Origin of the sequence: Cryobacterium algoritolerans (assembly GCF_004402785.1) — a bacterium.
GTDB classification, from domain to species: Bacteria; Actinomycetota; Actinomycetes; order Actinomycetales; family Microbacteriaceae; genus Cryobacterium; species Cryobacterium algoritolerans.
This window is the reverse complement of sequence record NZ_SOFP01000083.1, coordinates 27,878-43,667: the sequence shown is the minus strand read 5'-3', so window position 1 is coordinate 43,667 and position 15,790 is coordinate 27,878. Positions and strand designations below refer to the sequence as shown.

Below are 15,790 nucleotides of genomic sequence, written 5' to 3'. Positions count from 1 at the left end.
CATGGTGTGCACGGGGTGCGGACAGGTGTTGTCGGTGGGCCCTGATAGACCAGCACCAGGAATAGAAGGAGGCACGGGTGTCGATCGCTCACTTGGGTCTGGCAGACAAGCGTGGAGCAGATGCGCGCGGCGGAGCCGAGACCCGGCACACGGAGCGCACACTCCCGCATGACCTTCTCGCCGAGCAGAGCGCCCTCGGCGGAATGATGCTGAGCAAGGATGCGGTCGCCGACGTCGTCGAGACCGTCCGGGCGGCCGACTTCTACATCCCGAAACACGAGATCATCTTCGACGCGATCCTCTCGCTCTACGCGCAGGGTGAGCCCACCGACGTCATCGCGGTCACCGACGAACTCACCAAGCTCGGCGAACTGTCGAGGGCCGGCGGTGCGGACTACCTGCACACCCTGACCAGCCTGGTTCCGACCGCGGCCAACGCGGGTTTCTACGCCTCGATCGTCGCCGAGCGGGCGCTGCTTCGCCGCCTGGTCGAGGCCGGCACCCGAATCGCCCAGCTGGGCTACTCCGGCGAGGGCGAGGTGCTCGACCTGGTGAACACTGCCCAGGCCGAGATCTACGCCGTCACGGGCGGCACCGAGACCGAGGACTATGTGCCGTTGACGGATGCCGTCACGGCCGCCATCGACGAGATCGAGGCCGCCAAGCTCAAGGATGGCCAGATGACCGGTGTGCCGACCGGCTTCGCGGACATGGACGAGCTCACCAACGGCTTCCACCCCGGCCAGCTCATCATCGTGGCGGCCCGACCGGCCCTCGGCAAGTCCACCCTGGCCCTCGACTTCGCCCGGGCAGCGTCGATCAAGCACGACATGCCGAGCATCTTCTTCTCCCTCGAAATGGGACGAAGTGAAATCGCCATGAGACTGCTTGCCGCCGAGGCTTCCGTCCCGCTTCAGAGCATGCGAAAGGGATCCGTCGACGCCCGCGACTGGACCACGATCGCGGCCACCCGCGGCCGCATCAATGACGCCCCGCTGTACATCGACGACAGTCCCAACATGACCCTGGTCGAGATCAGGGCCAAGTGCCGCCGACTCAAGCAGCGGGTCGGCCTGAAGATGGTCATTATCGACTACCTGCAGTTGATGACGTCTGGCAAGAAGGTCGAGTCCCGCCAGCAGGAGGTCAGTGAGTTCTCGCGGGCGCTCAAGCTGATGGCCAAGGAACTTCAGGTTCCCGTGATCGCCCTGTCACAGCTGAATCGTGGCCCCGAACAGCGCGCAGACAAGATGCCCGCCATCTCCGACCTGCGAGAGTCTGGTTCGCTCGAGCAGGATGCCGACATGGTCATCCTCCTGCACCGCGAGAGCGCCTACGAGAAAGACAATCCGCGCGCCGGCGAGGCCGACCTCATCGTCGCCAAGCACCGTAACGGGCCCACCCGCACGGTGACTGTTGCATTCCACGGTCACTACTCGCGCTTTGCGGACATGGTTCCAGGAGCCTAGGCCCGGTCCGATAGCGTCCTCCCGTCCCGTCCCGTCCCGTCCCGTCCCGTCCCGTCCCGTCCCGTCCGCAGTCTCCTCCCCTCGGCCGGTCAGCGTCCGGAACCACGACCGGTATGAGGCGGCGCGTCGATCCTTCCGGCGGTCAAATCCGCCGAGCGGCGGACGATCACCGCTACGCTACGAACGGGGCTAAGTGCCGCGCCAGCGTTCGGAACGGTCCGTGCTCGCTCGTGGCCGGGCGCCACGGAGGAGAACGCGCGTGAAGGTTGGCATCGGTCGAGAGCGACATGAGGGCGAACGCCGCGTTGCGGCAACACCGGAGACAGTGCTCCAGATCGCGGCGCTCGGAGTCGATGTGTTGATCGAATCCGGCGCAGGCACCGACGCGGGCCATCCCGATGCCGCCTACGCGGAGGCCGGGGCATCCGTCGTCGCCGAACTCCCGCTCGCCGAGCTCGACGTGTATTGCCACGTGCGACCGCTTACCCCGGAGCGTGCCGCTCAGCTCCACCGCGGCCTGATCACCATCGGCCTGGCCGCACCGGCCGCGGAGCTGCCCACTGTGGCCGCCCTCGCGCAGGCCGGGGTCACGGCTTTCGCCCTCGAGCTGGTGCCGCGCATCTCCCGGGCCCAGTCGATGGATGCCCTCACCTCCCAGGCGCTCGTCGCCGGCTACCGGGTCGTGCTCGAAGCCGCCATCCGGTTTCCCCGGTTCTTCCCGCTCTACATGACCGCGGCGGGAACGATTCCGCCTGCGCGCGTGCTCGTGCTCGGAGCCGGAGTCGCCGGCCTGCAGGCCATCGCCACCGCCAAACGGCTGGGCGCGCGGGTGTCCGCGTACGACGTGCGACCTGCCTCGGCAGACGAGGTCACTTCCATGGGCGGAACCTTCGTCACCCTCGATCTTGATGCCATCGAGGGTGTGGGCGGGTATGCCCGAGAGCTCAGCGAGGACCGTTCGGTGCGTCAGCGCGAACTTCTCGCTCCGCACGTGGCCGCCGCCGATGTGCTGATCACCACGGCCGCGATCCCGGGCCGTCCGGCGCCCCTCCTGGTGACCGGCGAGATGGTGGCCGGCATGCGGATGGGCTCTGTCGTCATCGACCTGGCCGCGGAATCCGGCGGCAACGTGGAGGGTGTCGTCGCGGGGCGGGACGTCTCCGTGCGCACCAGCGCCAACGACGGCGTGGTCACCCTGGTCGGCATGAAGGACACGGCGTCGACAATGCCCGCCGACGCATCCCGGCTCTACGCGAAGAACGTGGCCAACCTCCTCGCCCTGATGACGCACGACGGGCAGGTATCCCCCGACTTCACCGACGAGGTCATCGCCGGCTCCTGCCTCACCCACGCCGGCGAGGTTCGGCACGCGCCGACCGCCGCGGCCCTGAACGGAGAACGCTGATGAATCCCGTCACCCTGCTGACCGTCGTCGTCCTGGCGGTCTTCGTCGGCTTCGAGGTCGTCTCCAAGGTCTCGAGCACGCTGCACACCCCCCTGATGAGCGGCGCGAACGCCATCCACGGCATCATCCTGATCGGCGCCATCACGGTCGCCGGGCAGAGCCTGAACCCGGGGCTGCTCATGTTGGCCCTGATCGCCGTCGTGCTCGCGACGGCCAACCTGGTCGGCGGCTTCGTCGTCACCGACCGGATGCTCAAGATGTTCGCCCCCCGCAAACAGGCGGGCGCTGACGCGAGGGACGAAACGAAATGAGCCTGCTCTCCCCGGAGTGGACCGGCCTGCTCTACCTGGTCGCCGCGGTCTGCTTCATCCTCGCCCTGAGAGGGTTGTCGTCGCCGAAGACCGCCCGCCGCGGCAACCTGATCGGTGCCGGCGGCGCGCTGCTCGCCGTCATCACGGTGTTCCTTTCGTCCCGGATTGAGAACATCCCGGCCATCCTGGTCGCCGTCGCGGTCGGTTCGGCGATCGCCGCCCCGATCTCGCGCCGGGTCGAAATGACGCAGATGCCTCAACTCGTCGCGCTGTTCAACGGCGTCGGCGGAGGAGCGGCGGCCCTCGTCGCCATGCTCGAGCTGGGCAACAGCGACGGGCCGTGGGCGAAGGTCGCCGTGGTCTTCACCATGCTTGTCGGCGCTGTCTCGTTCTCCGGGTCGGCCGTCACCGTCGGCAAGCTACAGGGCCTGATCAGCTCGCGCCCGCTCGTTTTCCCCGGGCTCGCGCTCGTGATGGGCGGAATCGTCCTCGTTGCCCTCGTCGCCGGCGGTTTCGTCGTCGCGACCGGCGCCGCGCTCTGGGCTGTCATCCTGCTCGTGATCGGGCTCATCGTCGGGGCGCTGCTGGTGCTGCCGGTCGGCGGCGCCGACGTTCCGATCGTCATCTCGCTGCTCAACGCATTCACCGGCCTCGCGGTCGCCGCCTCGGGCATCGTGCTCGGCAACCTGCTGCTCGTCGTGGCCGGCACCCTCGTCGGGGCCAGCGGTACCATCCTCACCAGAGCCATGGCCTCGGCGATGGGCCGCGGGGTCAGTGGCATCCTCTTCGGCGCGTTCAAGGGCGGCTCTACCGCCGGAACGACCACCCAGAGCGACCGCCCGGTGCGAACGTCCAATCCCGAAGACGTGGCGGTGCTGCTCAACTACGCCCAGCGGGTCGTCATTGTGCCCGGCTACGGTCTCGCCGTCGCGCAGGGGCAGCACACGATTGCGGAACTGGCCACGACTCTCGAGGCGCGCGGCGTGGAGGTGGTCTTCGCCATCCACCCGGTGGCCGGGCGGATGCCGGGTCACATGAACGTGCTGCTCGCAGAGGCGAATGTGCCCTACGAGTCGCTCCGGGAGATGGCCGAGGTCAACCCCGAGTTCAAGAACACCGATGTCGCCCTCGTCGTCGGGGCCAACGACGTCGTCAACCCCGCCGCGAAGACGTCCCCCGGCTCGCCCATCTACGGCATGCCGATCCTCGACGTCGGCGACGCCCGTCAGGTCGTTTTTCTCAAGCGGTCGATGCGCCCGGGCTTCGCCGGGATCGAGAACGAACTTCTCTACGACCCGAAGACCAGCCTGCTCTTCGGCGACGCGAAGGACTCCCTGACCAAGATGCTCGGCGCCGTCAACGCCCTGTGACCGTCGGGATCGGTATCGGGGGCCCCGGGCGGGCCGACCGGAGGCGCGCCGCGTAGACTGATGCAGTCCTAACCCGTTACGAAAGAGGTTGCCGCGTGGCCAACGTCCAGGCACAGAGCGCTGTCGGCGGACGCTACTGGGCGGTGCCGATCGTGCGCGCGGCACTCGCGCTGGTCCCGGCCGCCGTGATCACCTTCAACGCGAACCACTCGGCCGAATTCGGCCTCTTCGTCTTCGGCGCTTTCGCCCTGCTCAGCGGCATCATGGTGGGAATACTCAGCCGTCGTACCCTTGCCGACCCGCGGGACCGCTCCCTGTTCGTCGTCCAGGCCTCCGTGGGTGTGATCGCCGGCACGATCGCCCTGATCTTCCACGGCGGTGGCCTCGGCTTCTTTCTCTACCTCGTCACCGTCTGGGCCGCCGTGACCGGCTTTGTCGAGCTCTACAGCGGCATCCGTGCCCGCCGCCGCGACCCAGGCGAGCGCGACTGGATGCTGGTCGGCGCGCTGACCGCTGTGCTCGCCCTGGTCTTCCTGCTCCTGCCGCCCAACGCGGTCGTGTCGGTCGGCCTGCTCGGCGCCTACCTCGTGCTGCTCGGCGTCTACCTCGTCATCGCCGGGTTCTCGCTCAAATGGGCGGCGACGCCCTCCGCGCGCGCTGACACGGCTTCACCCAACGATTTGGACACCCTGTGACCCAGAACACCCCCCGCAAGCCCAGCCGCTCCGAACTCCTGAAGCCCCTCGAACTCGTCGGCCTGTCCGGCGTGATGGCGCTCTTCCTCGGGCTGGTGATCCTGATGAGCACGCGCGAACCCGTGCTGGCCCTGATCGGGTTCGGCGTGACCTTCATCGTCGTACTCATCGTGATTGCGATGCTCGTGCTCAACATGAAGCCGAACGACGCGGAGAAGACCGACCTGGACGAGCAGAACAAGGGTCTCTGACCCGTCCGCCCGAGGAGGGCTCCGCCCCGCGGGCGGCACGCCACCCGCGGGCCGTGTGAGCGCTAGGGCAGGTAGTCGACCAGGGAGTCCGCGAGGCCGACGTACGCGGCGGGGGTGAGCGCGAGCAGGCGCGCCCTGGCGTCCTCACCGATCTCGAGCCCGGTGACGAAGACCACCAGGTCGGCCTGCTTGATGCGCTTCCCGCGGGTGAGTTCCTTCAGCAGCGCGTAGGGGTCCGCGATCGTGGACCTGCCGGCCGAGACTTCGGCCCGGATCACGGTCTGGATCGCCTCGCCGAGGATCTCCCAGTTCGAGTCCAGGTCGCTCGCCAGCAGGCTGCGATCGATGTCGAGCTCGCCCAGGCCGCGCACGATGTTGTCGAGGGCGAGCAGAGAATGGCCCAATCCCACACCGATGTTACGCTGCGTGGTCGAGTCCGTCAGGTCCCGCTGTAGCCGCGAGGTGACGAGGGTGGCGGCGAGCGAGTCGAGGATCGCGCTGGACAACTCGAGGTTGGCCTCCGCGTTCTCGAACCGGATCGGGTTGATCTTGTGCGGCATGGTCGACGAACCCGTGGCGCCGGCCTGCGGGATCTGACGGAAGTAGCCGAGGGAGATGTAGGTCCAGACATCCGTGGCCAGGTTGTGCAGCACCCGGTTGGCGTGGGAGACCCTCGAGTAGAGCTCGGCCTGCCAGTCGTGGGATTCGATCTGGGTGGTGAGCGGGTTCCAGGTCAGGCCGAGGCCCTCGACGAACTCGCGGGAGACCGTTGGCCAGTCCACGGCAGGGTCCGCGGCGACATGCGCGGCGAACGTGCCGGTCGCGCCGCTGAACTTGCCGAGGTACTCGCTGGCGGCGATCTGCTTCTCCAGCCGCTCAAGCCGGTAGACGAACACCGCGAGCTCCTTGCCGACAGTGGTTGGCGTGGCTGGCTGGCCGTGGGTGCGGGCGAGCATGGCATCCGCCCGGTACTCCAGGGCGCGCAGGCGGAGGGCATCGATGGTGGCCCGGAACTTCGGCAGCCAGACCGTCCGGACGGCCTCGCTCACGGTCAGTGCGTAGGAGAGATTGTTGATGTCCTCGCTGGTGGCCGCAAAATGGGTGAGTTCGCTGATCTGGTCGAGTCCGAGCGCGGTGAGGCGCCGCCGCACCAGGTATTCCACGGCCTTCACGTCGTGGCGGGTGGTGGCCTCGAGCACGGCGAGTTCGTCGATCTCCGCCTGGCCGAAACCGGTGACCAGGGCGCGCAGTGCCGATTTCTGATCCGCCGTGAGTGGGGCGGACCCGAACAGGCTGCGGTCGGTGAGGGTGATCAGCCATTCCACTTCGACCTGAACGCGGGCGCGGTTGAGGCCGGCCTCTGACAGGTACTCCCCCAGTTCGGTGACGGCGGCGCGATAGCGGCCATCGAGTGGGCTGAGGACCTGGGGCGGTAGTGGACTCATCGGACTCCCTGTCTGATTGCGGGCGCAAGTTGCGCGAAGAGCGCGCGGTTTGCCCTGTCAATCATGCCTAAAACGGAGTCAAACAGCGCATCGTCGGAATAGTAGGGGTCGGGTACGTCGAGGAGGGGCGCTTGTTCCGGGTCGAAACTGAGCAACAGGCGCACCTTGTTGCGATCGTGATCGGTCGTCGCCCAGTTGTGGAGAATGCGCTCCTGCGCCCGGTCGAGCACGACAATGAGGTCGAGGTCGGCGTACCAGTCTGGGTCGAATTGGCGGGCGCGGTGGTGGCTTCCGTCGTAGCCCTGGCGGGCGAGCGAGGCGATCGTGCGGTCGTCGGCCTGCTCACCCACGTGCCAGTCCCCGGTGCCGGCGGAGCTCGTGGCGATCAGCCGGCCGAGGCCGGAGCGTGTGACCAGGTCGCGTAGTGTCACTTCGGCCATCGGCGAGCGGCAGATGTTCCCGGTGCAGACGAAAATGATCCGGAAGGGCGTCGACTCATCAGGGGTCAGCGCCGAAAAATTCATGCCTCCATTCTGGTCCCCAATCTCCTCCTCCATACCCACCCGCCGTGCGGACATTCGGTGAATTCCACGCACGTTCGGCGGGCGCCGGGCACGGTGTGCTTCGCTGGGCAGCCAACCAGGGAGGCGCCGCCGTGATCCAGACCGGCTCGATCGTGCTCGTCGACCCCGCCCGGCGCGAGAGACGGCTGGCCGAGCTGCGCCACCGACGGATGCTGCTGCGCGAGCTCCGTGACGACGTCGACTTCGCCTGGCGAGGGCTGCTCCCCGCGGACCTCGGCGGCTCCTGGCGGTCGGCGGCTCAACGCGGCTACTCCGAACGTCGCCGGGAACTCGTGGACGAGCTCCGCCGAGCCTGCCGGGACCTCGACGATGCGCTCACGGCCGTCGAGGCCGCGATCGCCGCGGTCACGGCGTCGGCGTGACCGGGCGGCCGGTGACCGGGCGCCCGGTACCCGGCGGCGGCGAGAGGGGCTCCTCCACCGACCTGGTCGTCTCCGGCGGTGGCAGCACCCTGGTTGCCACGGATGCGCTGCTGGCGGAGGCGGCGACGCTGCGCACTCTGCAAGCCGCAGCAGACGACTGGCAGGAGCGGCTGGAACAGATCCGATCGCTCGATTCGGAGCCGGTACCGGCCCCGCAGTGGACCGACGGTGACATCGGGCTGAGCGTGTTCGGGGCCGAGCGTGCGATCCATCAGGTCGGTGAGCGGAGCGGAGCCCTGGCCGATGCCCTGGTGTCTGCGGCAGAGGGTTACGGCAGGGCCGAGCGGTCGGCCGAGTATCTTGGCGGGTTGGGCGGGTTCTGGCTCGGTTACGCGATCGGCCGGGTGGCCCCGTTCCTCGTCCTGGCCGCGGTGCCGGCCCTCGCCGCCGGGGCGATCGGCTGGCTCCTCAGCGGTGTTGTGACCGGCAGCCGCCCGGGGGATGCGCCAGCGACGGCGGCACGGTGGTTGGCCCAGAACCCGCGGGCGCTGACCAACCCCATCGTGCCCGCCGCGCTGCGCTTGCTCGTCTCATCGGTCGACGACGCGGCGGCCGGCGTGACGGCACTGCCGTTCCCTGTGTCGTTTGCGCTCGGCGACCAGGGTGTCGGGCTGCTCGGCGTGACGACTTCCGCGGCGGGGGTGCTGGCTGTCGCCCGCCCGCTCGGCCTGCTCAGGGAGACCGGCGTCACGGTCGGCCGGGTCGGCGGGCCCACGCCGGCCGGCCCGCCCACCGGGTTCGGTGACCTTGCCTCCCGAATTCCGGCGGCGGTTTCGGGAGGGGCGCAGGTGCGGGTCGAACGTTACGGTCCGGCCGGCTCCGCGGCCTGGGTCGTCTACATCGGGGGCACGGCCGAGTGGAGCCCAGGAGTCACCAGAGAGCCGTGGGATCTCAGCTCGAACGTCGCCGCCGTGGCGGAGGAGGGCGCCGGCTCCTACCGGGCCGTCCTGGAGGCGATGCGCGAGGCCGGGGTGCAACGAGCCGACCCGGTGGTGCAGGTCGGGCACTCCCAGGGTGGGCTGGTCGCCAGCCAGCTGGCGGCATCCGGGGAGTTCAACACCGTCATGATCGCGACCTTCGGAGCCCCGAACGGCCAGGTCGACGTTCCGGCGGGCCTGCACGCCGTGTCGGTCGAGCACTCCGACGACATCGTTCCGGCACTGGGCGGGGTGGGAGGTCGGGACGAGGACCGCCTGGTCGTGCGCCGCGAGGTGTTTGCCACCGAGCCGGTGCCCGTGGACCGGGCACTGCCGGCCCACGCCCTCTCCGCGTACCGGGAGACGGCGCGGCTGATGGATGCCTCGCCCGAACCACGGCTGCGGGAGTTCCGTTCGGCACTGGAAACGGTGCTCGGCGGGAAGCCGGGGTCGATGTCCCGGTGGCGGGGCGTGCGGGCATCCGAAAATTGAGCCCGGTTGACGCCCGGCCACCGGCTTCAGGGTCGGCGGCGGTCTACCGCCGGGGGGTGGCCGGGCGGGCGAGCAGGCCGAGCAGCCAGCTGACGATGCCGAGGACGAGCGCGCCGACCACACCCCAGCCGAAGCTGTCGACGACGAGTCCGAAGCCAATCAGGCCGGAGATCCACGCGACGAGCATCAGCAGCAGGCCGTTCACGACCAGCGCCAGCAGGCCCAGGGTGAGGATGTAGAGCGGAAACGCGACCACCCGCACGAAACCGCCGACCACCCCGTTCACGATCCCGAAGATGAGGGCGATCAGCAGGTAGCTGATCAGCACGGCGGCCGTGTCGGTCGCGTAGGGCACCACATGCACTCCGACGACAAGCAGGGTCGTGACCCACAGTGCGATGGCGTTGAGGATCAGCTTGATCAGGAATCTGGCCATGCCACCACTATGACACCGGATACCGGATACGGGGGACCGCACCGCATTGCACTGTCTGCATATGCCCCGGCGTAGAATCGGCGAGTGAGCCCATCAGACCAGCCATCGGTCCGCCTGCGCCCTGAGATTGTCGCCCTGCCGGCCTACCGGCAAGGACAGGCCGCCGCGGCCACGGCGTTCAAACTCTCGAGCAACGAGAACCCCTTCGACCCGCTGCCCGGCGTCATCGAGGCGGTCAGCGCCGAGACCGCGTACAACCGGTACCCGGACGCCTCGGCCCTTGCCCTGCGTGAGCGTCTCGCCGCGAAATACGAGATGGCGGTCGACGAGGTGCACGTCGGCGCAGGATCGGTTGCCCTCCTTGCGCAGTTCATTCTCGCCGCGGCCGGGCCCGGCGACGAGGTGCTGTACTCCTGGCGGTCCTTCGAGGCGTACCCCAGCCTCGTCACCGTGGCCGGCGCGACCAGTGTGCGCGTGCCCAACCGGGACGACCACGGCCACGACCTGCCGGAGATGGCCGCCCGGATCACCGAGCGCACCCGTGTCGTCATCGTCTGCAGCCCGAACAACCCGACCGGCACCATTGTCACGTCGGACGAGTTCGAGGCGTTCATGGCGGTCGTGCCGAACAACCTCCTGGTTCTCCTCGACGAGGCCTACGCCGAATTCGTCACCGACCCCGAGGCGGTCACGGGGTTGCCACTGCTCAGGCGCTACCCGAATCTGGTCGTACTGCGCACCTTCTCGAAGGCGTACGGCCTGGCCGGCCTGCGGGTCGGTTACGCGCTGGGCCCGGTACCGATTCTCGACGCCGCCCGCGCTACCGCGATCCCCCTGTCGGTCACCGGTGTCGCCGGCGCCGCCGCCATCGCCTCCCTCGCGGCAGCCGACCAGCTGTTGCGGCGGGTGTGCACCATCACGCAGCGGCGCGACGCGGCCTGGCGCGCGCTCACCGAGCAGGGCTGGAACATCCCCGCACCCCAGGGCAACTTCATCTGGTTGCCCGCCGGCGAGGAAACCTCGGACATCGCCGACGTTCTGTCCGCGGTCGGACTGGTCGTGCGACCGTTCCCGCCGGAAGGCATCCGGATCTCGATCGGCGAGGAAGAATCTGTGGAAAAGCTCGTGGACATGTGTGCGGATATTGTCGAGGATCTACCAACGGGGCATCCGGCCCGACGGATAGGTTAGTACGGTGTCAGCGACCTCGAACGCCTCGCCAACGGTGCAATTGCTCTCCCCCGCCGGTGTCTTCGCCCCCAGTGAAACCGCCGCGGAGTTCCTGCCCTACCTCGACCAGCTCACCGAGGCCGACTACCGCCGGTTCTACCGCGACATGGTCGTCATCCGCCGTTTCGACAAGGAGGCCGCCAACCTGCAACGCCAGGGCCAGCTCGCCCTCTGGGTGCCCAGCCACGGTCAGGAAGCCGCCCAGGTCGGCTCCGCCCACGCCACCCGCCCGCAGGACCACATCTTCCCGTCCTACCGGGAGCACGTCGTCGGCATGATCCGCGGCCTCGACCTGGTCGACATCCTCCGGATGCTGCGCGGGGTCACCCTCGGCGGCTGGACCCCCGAGGACCACGGCAATTTCCACCTCTACACGCTCGTACTCGCCTCCCAGACCCTGCACGCCACGGGCTATGCGATGGGAATGCAGTTGGACGGCTCGACGGCGACCGGCAACCCGGAGACCGACCAGGCCGTCATCGTCTACTTCGGCGACGGCGCATCCTCGCAGGGCGATGCCAACGAGGCCCTCGTCTTCGCGGCCAGCTACCAGACTCCGCAGGTCTTCTTCCTGCAGAACAACCACTGGGCCATCTCCGTCCCGGTGACACGCCAGTCGCGTACTCCGCTGTACCTGCGGGCCGGCGGATTCGGCATCCCGGGCACCCAGGTCGACGGCAATGACGTGCTCGCGAGCTACGCGGTGACCGCCAAGCACCTTGACGATGCCCGGGCAGGCAGGGGCCCGGCCCTGATCGAGGCGCTGACCTACCGGGTGGGCGCCCACACCACGGCCGACGACCCCACCAAATACCGCGATCCCGAGGAGCTCGCCTACTGGGTGGCCAGGGACCCGATCGTGCGGTTCCGCGCCTACCTCCAGGGTCTCGGCGTTGAAATGGAATTCCTCGACGCCGTTGACGAGGAGGCGGAGGACAACGCCGCCGACGTGCGCCGCCGCGCCCTGGAGATCCACTCGCCGGAGAAGAACGTGATCTTCGACAATGTCTACGCCGAACCCCACCCTCTGCTGCAGGAACAAGAGGCCTGGCTCGAGCGGTACGAGGCATCCTTCGAAGGAGGCGACGCGTGAGCGACACGATCGTTTCGGCCGCCGCGCACGCGGCACCGGTACCTGCCTGGGAAACCGCGGCGGCAGAGGCAGGCCCGGAAACGGCCAACCTCCCGATGACCAAGGCTCTGAACGCCGGGCTGCGCCTGGCGATGCAGGACAACCCGAAGGTGCTCCTGATGGGCGAGGACATCGGCCCGCTCGGCGGTGTCTTCCGGGTGACGGAGGGCCTGTACGCCGAGTTTGGCGACAAGCGTGTACTGGACACTCCGCTTGCGGAGTCCGGCATCATCGGCACCGCGATCGGCTTGGCGCTGCGCGGATTCCGCCCGGTCTGCGAGATCCAGTTCGACGGTTTCGTGTTCCCCGGCTTCGACCAGATCACCAGCCAGCTCTCCCGCATGCGCAACCGTCACGAGGGCGGAGTGTGCATGCCCGTCGTGATCCGGATCCCCTACGGCGGCCACATCGGATCGATCGAGCACCACCAGGAAAGCCCGGAGGCCTATTTCGCGCACACGCCGGGCCTGCGCGTGGTCAGCCCGTCCAACCCGCACGACGCCTACTGGATGATGCAGGAAGCCATCGCCTCGGACGATCCGATCATCTTCTTCGAGCCCAAGAGCCGATATTGGCCCAAGGGCGAGGTGAACCTGGGAAGCAGCGGCATCCCCCTGCACGCCAGCCGGGTTGTGCGCACCGGCACGGATGTCACGGTGCTCGGCCACGGCGCCATGGTCAGCGTGCTGCTCCAGTCCGCCGACCTTGCCGCCGCGGAGGGAATCAGCATCGAGGTCATCGACCTCCGCTCGATCTCGCCCGTCGACTACGGGCCCATCCTCGCCTCGGTGGAGAAGACGGGCCACCTCGTCGTCGCCCAGGAGGCCCACGGCTTCGTCAGCGTCGGATCGGAGATCGCCGCCACCGTGATGGAGAAGGCGTTCTACCTGCTCGAGGCCCCCGTGCTGCGCGTCTCCGGTTTCGACACGCCATTCCCGCCCGCCGCCGTGGAGACGCATTTCCTCCCCAGCCCGGACCGGGTGCTGGAGGCCGTCGACCGCGCCCTCGCCTACTGACCATGCCCTGCCGGCTTCCCCGACCCGGACCGTTCCGGTCGATTGCGCCCGCTCCGACGGGCACTCCCGACCGGAACGGTACGTCTCGCCTCACCAATCGCAAGGAGCGCACTCCATGAGCGTGTCGAATTTCACACTGCCGGATGTCGGCGAGGGCCTCACCGAGGCTGAAATCGTCGAGTGGAAGGTTGCGCCGGGCGACACGGTCGCGATCAACCAGGTGCTGGTCGAGATCGAAACGGCCAAATCGCTCGTCGAGCTACCCTCGCCCTACGTCGGCGTGGTCGGCGAGATCCTGGTCCAGCCCGGAACGACAGTCGACGTCGGCACCGTGATCATCACGATCGTCTCCCACGCTGCGGCCGATGCCGCGGTGTCCGCTCCCCCGGTCGCGCAGGGCCGCCTCGCAGGCGCTCAGGAGAACGAGCTGGCCGGCGCGGCAGCGGATGCCGGTTCCACCATCACCGACGAACCGGCCGAGAAGGCCGGCGCAGTGCTCGTCGGCCGCGGCGCCACCGCGACCATGCCCACCCGGCGCAAACGCCACGGCGGCACCTCCGTCGCCCACGAATCGATCGCCCCCCCTCCCGTCGCCGCTGCGCGCCCCGCGGCAGCGCCGCTCCCCCAGCTGCCGCGCACAGCATCCGCCGGACCGGTCATCGCCAAGCCGCCGATCCGCAAGCTCGCCAAGGACCTCGGGGTCGATCTGGCGCTGGTCGAGGCGACCGGCCCGGTCGGCGACGTGACCCGGGAGGACGTGCTGCGCGCAGCCACGCAGGCCAGCGTCTTCCGCAACATCCAGACACCGGAGTGGCCGAGCGACCGCGAGGAGCACATCCCCGTCAAGGGTGTGCGCAAAGCCATCGCCCAGGCCATGGTCTCCAGCGCATTCACCGCGCCGCACGTGAGCCTGTTCGTCGACGTGGACGCCACCCGCACGATGGAATTCGTCAAACGGCTCAAGGCATCCACCGACTTCGCCGGCGTGCGGGTCTCCCCCATGCTGATCATGGCCAAGGCCATGATCTGGGCGGTACGTCGCAACCCCACGGTCAACTCGATCTTCACCGACGAGGAGATCATCATCAAGCACTACGTCAACCTCGGCATCGCGGCAGCGACCCCGCGTGGCCTGATCGTGCCCAATGTCAAAGAGGCCCAGGACATGAGCCTGCTCGAGCTCGCGGGGGCGCTCGAACGGCTCACGATGACCGCGCGCGACGGCAAGACCACCCCGGCCGACATGTCGGGCGGCACGATCACGATCACCAACATCGGCGTGTTCGGGATGGACACCGGCACCCCGATCCTCAATTCCGGCGAGGCCGGAATCGTCGCCCTGGGCACGATCAAGCAGAAGCCGTGGGTGGTGGACGGCGAGGTACGTGCGCGATTCGTGACCACGATAGGCGCGAGCTTCGACCACCGGGTCGTCGACGGAGACGTCGCGAGCCGCTTCCTGGCCGATGTCGCGAGCATTATCGAGGAGCCCGCGCTGCTCCTCGAATAGCCGCCGGGGCCGAGCTGCCGCTCCCGCCGGGCCCACCGGGCATCGAATCGCGCACGGTAATGGTTTTGACAATCATTATCAATAAGCGTAGCGTCTTAGTGTGATCCCCCCGAAGCTCGCCCTGCCTGCCCTTGTCGTTGCGGCTGCGCTCGTGCTCACCGGCTGCTCTACCTGGGCACCCGGAAACGACAGCACATCGGGCGGCCTGTCGATCGTGGCCACGACCACCCAGGTCGCCGATCTCACCCGCAACGTGGTGGGGGACACCTCCGGGGTCACCGTGACCCAGCTGGTTCAACCCAACCAGAGCGCCCATGCCTATGACCCCTCGGCCGCCGACCTCACCGCGCTCGGCCGGGCGGATGTGCTCGTGATCAACGGTGTCGGACTCGAGGGGTGGCTGAACGACGCCATCGACGCCTCCGGCTTCCACGGCGTCACCGTGCACTCCGACACCGGCATCACGATCGCGGCAGATGCCGCCGGCAATGATGTGACGGCGCACGCCGGAGACGCCGCCCACGACTCCGCCGGGGGCAACCCGCACATCTGGACCGACGTGGCCAACGCCGAGGCCATGGTGCGCACCATCGAGAAAGGGCTCAGCGCCGCCTCACCGCGCCGCACCTCCGCCTTCGCAGCCCACGCCGGCGCCTACGGCGAGAAGCTGGCCGCGCTCGACGCGTGGATCCGGGCCAACGTCGACCAGGTCCCGGCCGACAAACGACTGCTCGTGAGCAACCACGACGCGTTCGGCTACTTCACGACCGCCTACGGCATCACCTACGTCGGCAGCGTCATCCCGAGCTTCGACGATAACGCCGAGCCGAGCGCCGCCACCATCGATCGGCTGGTCTCGGCGATCACGGCCACCGGCGTGAAGGCCGTGTTCTCGGAGGCCTCGATCAGCCCGAAGGCCGCCGCCACCATTGCGAGACAGGCCGGCGTGGCCGTCTACTCCGGCGAGGACGCCCTCTACGGCGATTCCCTCGGCCCGGCCGGGAGCAACGGTGCCACCTACATCTCGTCCCAACTGCACAACGTGCGGCTCATCCTCCGGTCGTGGGGCGTCACCCCCTCCGCGGTCCCGGCCGAACTGCAATAG

16 protein-coding genes are annotated in these 15,790 nt (G+C 68.6%); 13 read left to right on the top strand and 3 right to left on the bottom strand.

Annotated elements, in window-relative coordinates; all coding sequences use genetic code 11:
- The first annotated feature begins 77 nt into the window (after window positions 1-77).
- The 6 genes from dnaB (at window position 78) to E3O19_RS16960 (ending at window position 5,501) form a co-directional block, all read left to right on the top strand.
- Window positions 78-1,469 carry a replicative DNA helicase gene (dnaB, locus tag E3O19_RS16985; protein WP_134569461.1) on the top strand — a complete coding sequence of 464 codons (1,392 nt, stop codon included), beginning with the start codon at window positions 78-80 and terminating at the stop codon, window positions 1,467-1,469.
- Between the two features lie 259 nt (window positions 1,470-1,728).
- Window positions 1,729-2,874: a Re/Si-specific NAD(P)(+) transhydrogenase subunit alpha gene (locus tag E3O19_RS16980; protein WP_134569460.1), complete on the top strand. Its 1,146-nt coding sequence runs from the start codon at window positions 1,729-1,731 to the stop codon at window positions 2,872-2,874.
- On the top strand, window positions 2,874-3,185 hold the full coding sequence (locus E3O19_RS16975; RefSeq protein ID WP_134569459.1) for an NAD(P) transhydrogenase subunit alpha part 2: 312 nt from the start codon (window positions 2,874-2,876) through the stop codon (window positions 3,183-3,185). The genes E3O19_RS16980 and E3O19_RS16975 overlap by 1 nt, the downstream gene beginning before the upstream one ends.
- Entirely contained in the window at window positions 3,182-4,555 is a 1,374-nt protein-coding gene (locus tag E3O19_RS16970) for an NAD(P)(+) transhydrogenase (Re/Si-specific) subunit beta (RefSeq protein ID WP_134569458.1), read from the top strand. Before E3O19_RS16975 ends, E3O19_RS16970 begins: the two co-directional genes overlap by 4 nt.
- A 95-nt stretch (window positions 4,556-4,650) precedes the next feature.
- The gene (locus tag E3O19_RS16965) at window positions 4,651-5,250 is read left to right on the top strand and encodes a DUF308 domain-containing protein (protein WP_134569457.1); all 600 of its coding nucleotides are present in this window, start codon (window positions 4,651-4,653) and stop codon (window positions 5,248-5,250) included.
- Complete coding sequence (locus E3O19_RS16960; RefSeq protein WP_134569456.1) at window positions 5,247-5,501, top strand: hypothetical protein; 255 nt, start codon at window positions 5,247-5,249, stop codon at window positions 5,499-5,501. The genes E3O19_RS16965 and E3O19_RS16960 overlap by 4 nt, the downstream gene beginning before the upstream one ends.
- 62 nt (window positions 5,502-5,563) lie before the next feature.
- Here E3O19_RS16960 and purB read toward each other — a convergent pair whose 3' ends face one another.
- Together purB and E3O19_RS16950 are read right to left on the bottom strand one after the other, a co-directional pair.
- Window positions 5,564-6,946: an adenylosuccinate lyase gene (gene purB, locus E3O19_RS16955; protein WP_134569455.1), complete on the bottom strand. Its 1,383-nt coding sequence runs from the start codon at window positions 6,944-6,946 to the stop codon at window positions 5,564-5,566.
- Window positions 6,943-7,470 carry a low molecular weight protein-tyrosine-phosphatase gene (locus E3O19_RS16950; RefSeq protein WP_134569519.1) on the bottom strand — a complete coding sequence of 176 codons (528 nt, stop codon included), beginning with the start codon at window positions 7,468-7,470 and terminating at the stop codon, window positions 6,943-6,945. The genes purB and E3O19_RS16950 overlap by 4 nt, the downstream gene beginning before the upstream one ends.
- 44 nt (window positions 7,471-7,514) lie before the next feature.
- On the opposite strand from E3O19_RS16950, the gene E3O19_RS16945 reads away from it, so the two are divergent.
- Together E3O19_RS16945 and E3O19_RS16940 are read left to right on the top strand one after the other, a co-directional pair.
- On the top strand, window positions 7,515-7,892 hold the full coding sequence (locus E3O19_RS16945; protein ID WP_134569454.1) for a hypothetical protein: 378 nt from the start codon (window positions 7,515-7,517) through the stop codon (window positions 7,890-7,892).
- Window positions 7,889-9,361 carry an alpha/beta hydrolase family protein gene (locus E3O19_RS16940; protein WP_134569453.1) on the top strand — a complete coding sequence of 491 codons (1,473 nt, stop codon included), beginning with the start codon at window positions 7,889-7,891 and terminating at the stop codon, window positions 9,359-9,361. Before E3O19_RS16945 ends, E3O19_RS16940 begins: the two co-directional genes overlap by 4 nt.
- A gap of 43 nt (window positions 9,362-9,404) precedes the next feature.
- On the opposite strand, the gene E3O19_RS16935 is transcribed toward E3O19_RS16940, so the two are convergent.
- Window positions 9,405-9,797, bottom strand: a complete 393-nt coding sequence (locus E3O19_RS16935) for a phage holin family protein (RefSeq protein WP_134569452.1) — start codon at window positions 9,795-9,797, stop codon at window positions 9,405-9,407.
- Between the two features lie 84 nt (window positions 9,798-9,881).
- On the opposite strand from E3O19_RS16935, the gene E3O19_RS16930 reads away from it, so the two are divergent.
- The 5 genes from E3O19_RS16930 (at window position 9,882) to E3O19_RS16910 (ending at window position 15,790) form a co-directional block, all read left to right on the top strand.
- The gene (locus E3O19_RS16930; protein WP_134569451.1) at window positions 9,882-10,988 is read left to right on the top strand and encodes a histidinol-phosphate transaminase; all 1,107 of its coding nucleotides are present in this window, start codon (window positions 9,882-9,884) and stop codon (window positions 10,986-10,988) included.
- A 4-nt stretch (window positions 10,989-10,992) separates the two neighbouring features.
- A complete protein-coding gene (locus tag E3O19_RS16925) occupies window positions 10,993-12,120 on the top strand; it encodes a thiamine pyrophosphate-dependent dehydrogenase E1 component subunit alpha (RefSeq protein ID WP_241981460.1) in 1,128 nt (375 codons plus the stop codon).
- 95 nt (window positions 12,121-12,215) lie between these two features.
- Window positions 12,216-13,175, top strand: a complete 960-nt coding sequence (locus tag E3O19_RS16920; protein WP_134569517.1) for an alpha-ketoacid dehydrogenase subunit beta — start codon at window positions 12,216-12,218, stop codon at window positions 13,173-13,175.
- A 115-nt stretch (window positions 13,176-13,290) separates the two neighbouring features.
- On the top strand, window positions 13,291-14,685 hold the full coding sequence (locus E3O19_RS16915) for a dihydrolipoamide acetyltransferase family protein (protein WP_134569450.1): 1,395 nt from the start codon (window positions 13,291-13,293) through the stop codon (window positions 14,683-14,685).
- 100 nt (window positions 14,686-14,785) lie between these two features.
- A complete protein-coding gene (locus E3O19_RS16910; RefSeq protein ID WP_198413942.1) occupies window positions 14,786-15,790 on the top strand; it encodes a metal ABC transporter substrate-binding protein in 1,005 nt (334 codons plus the stop codon).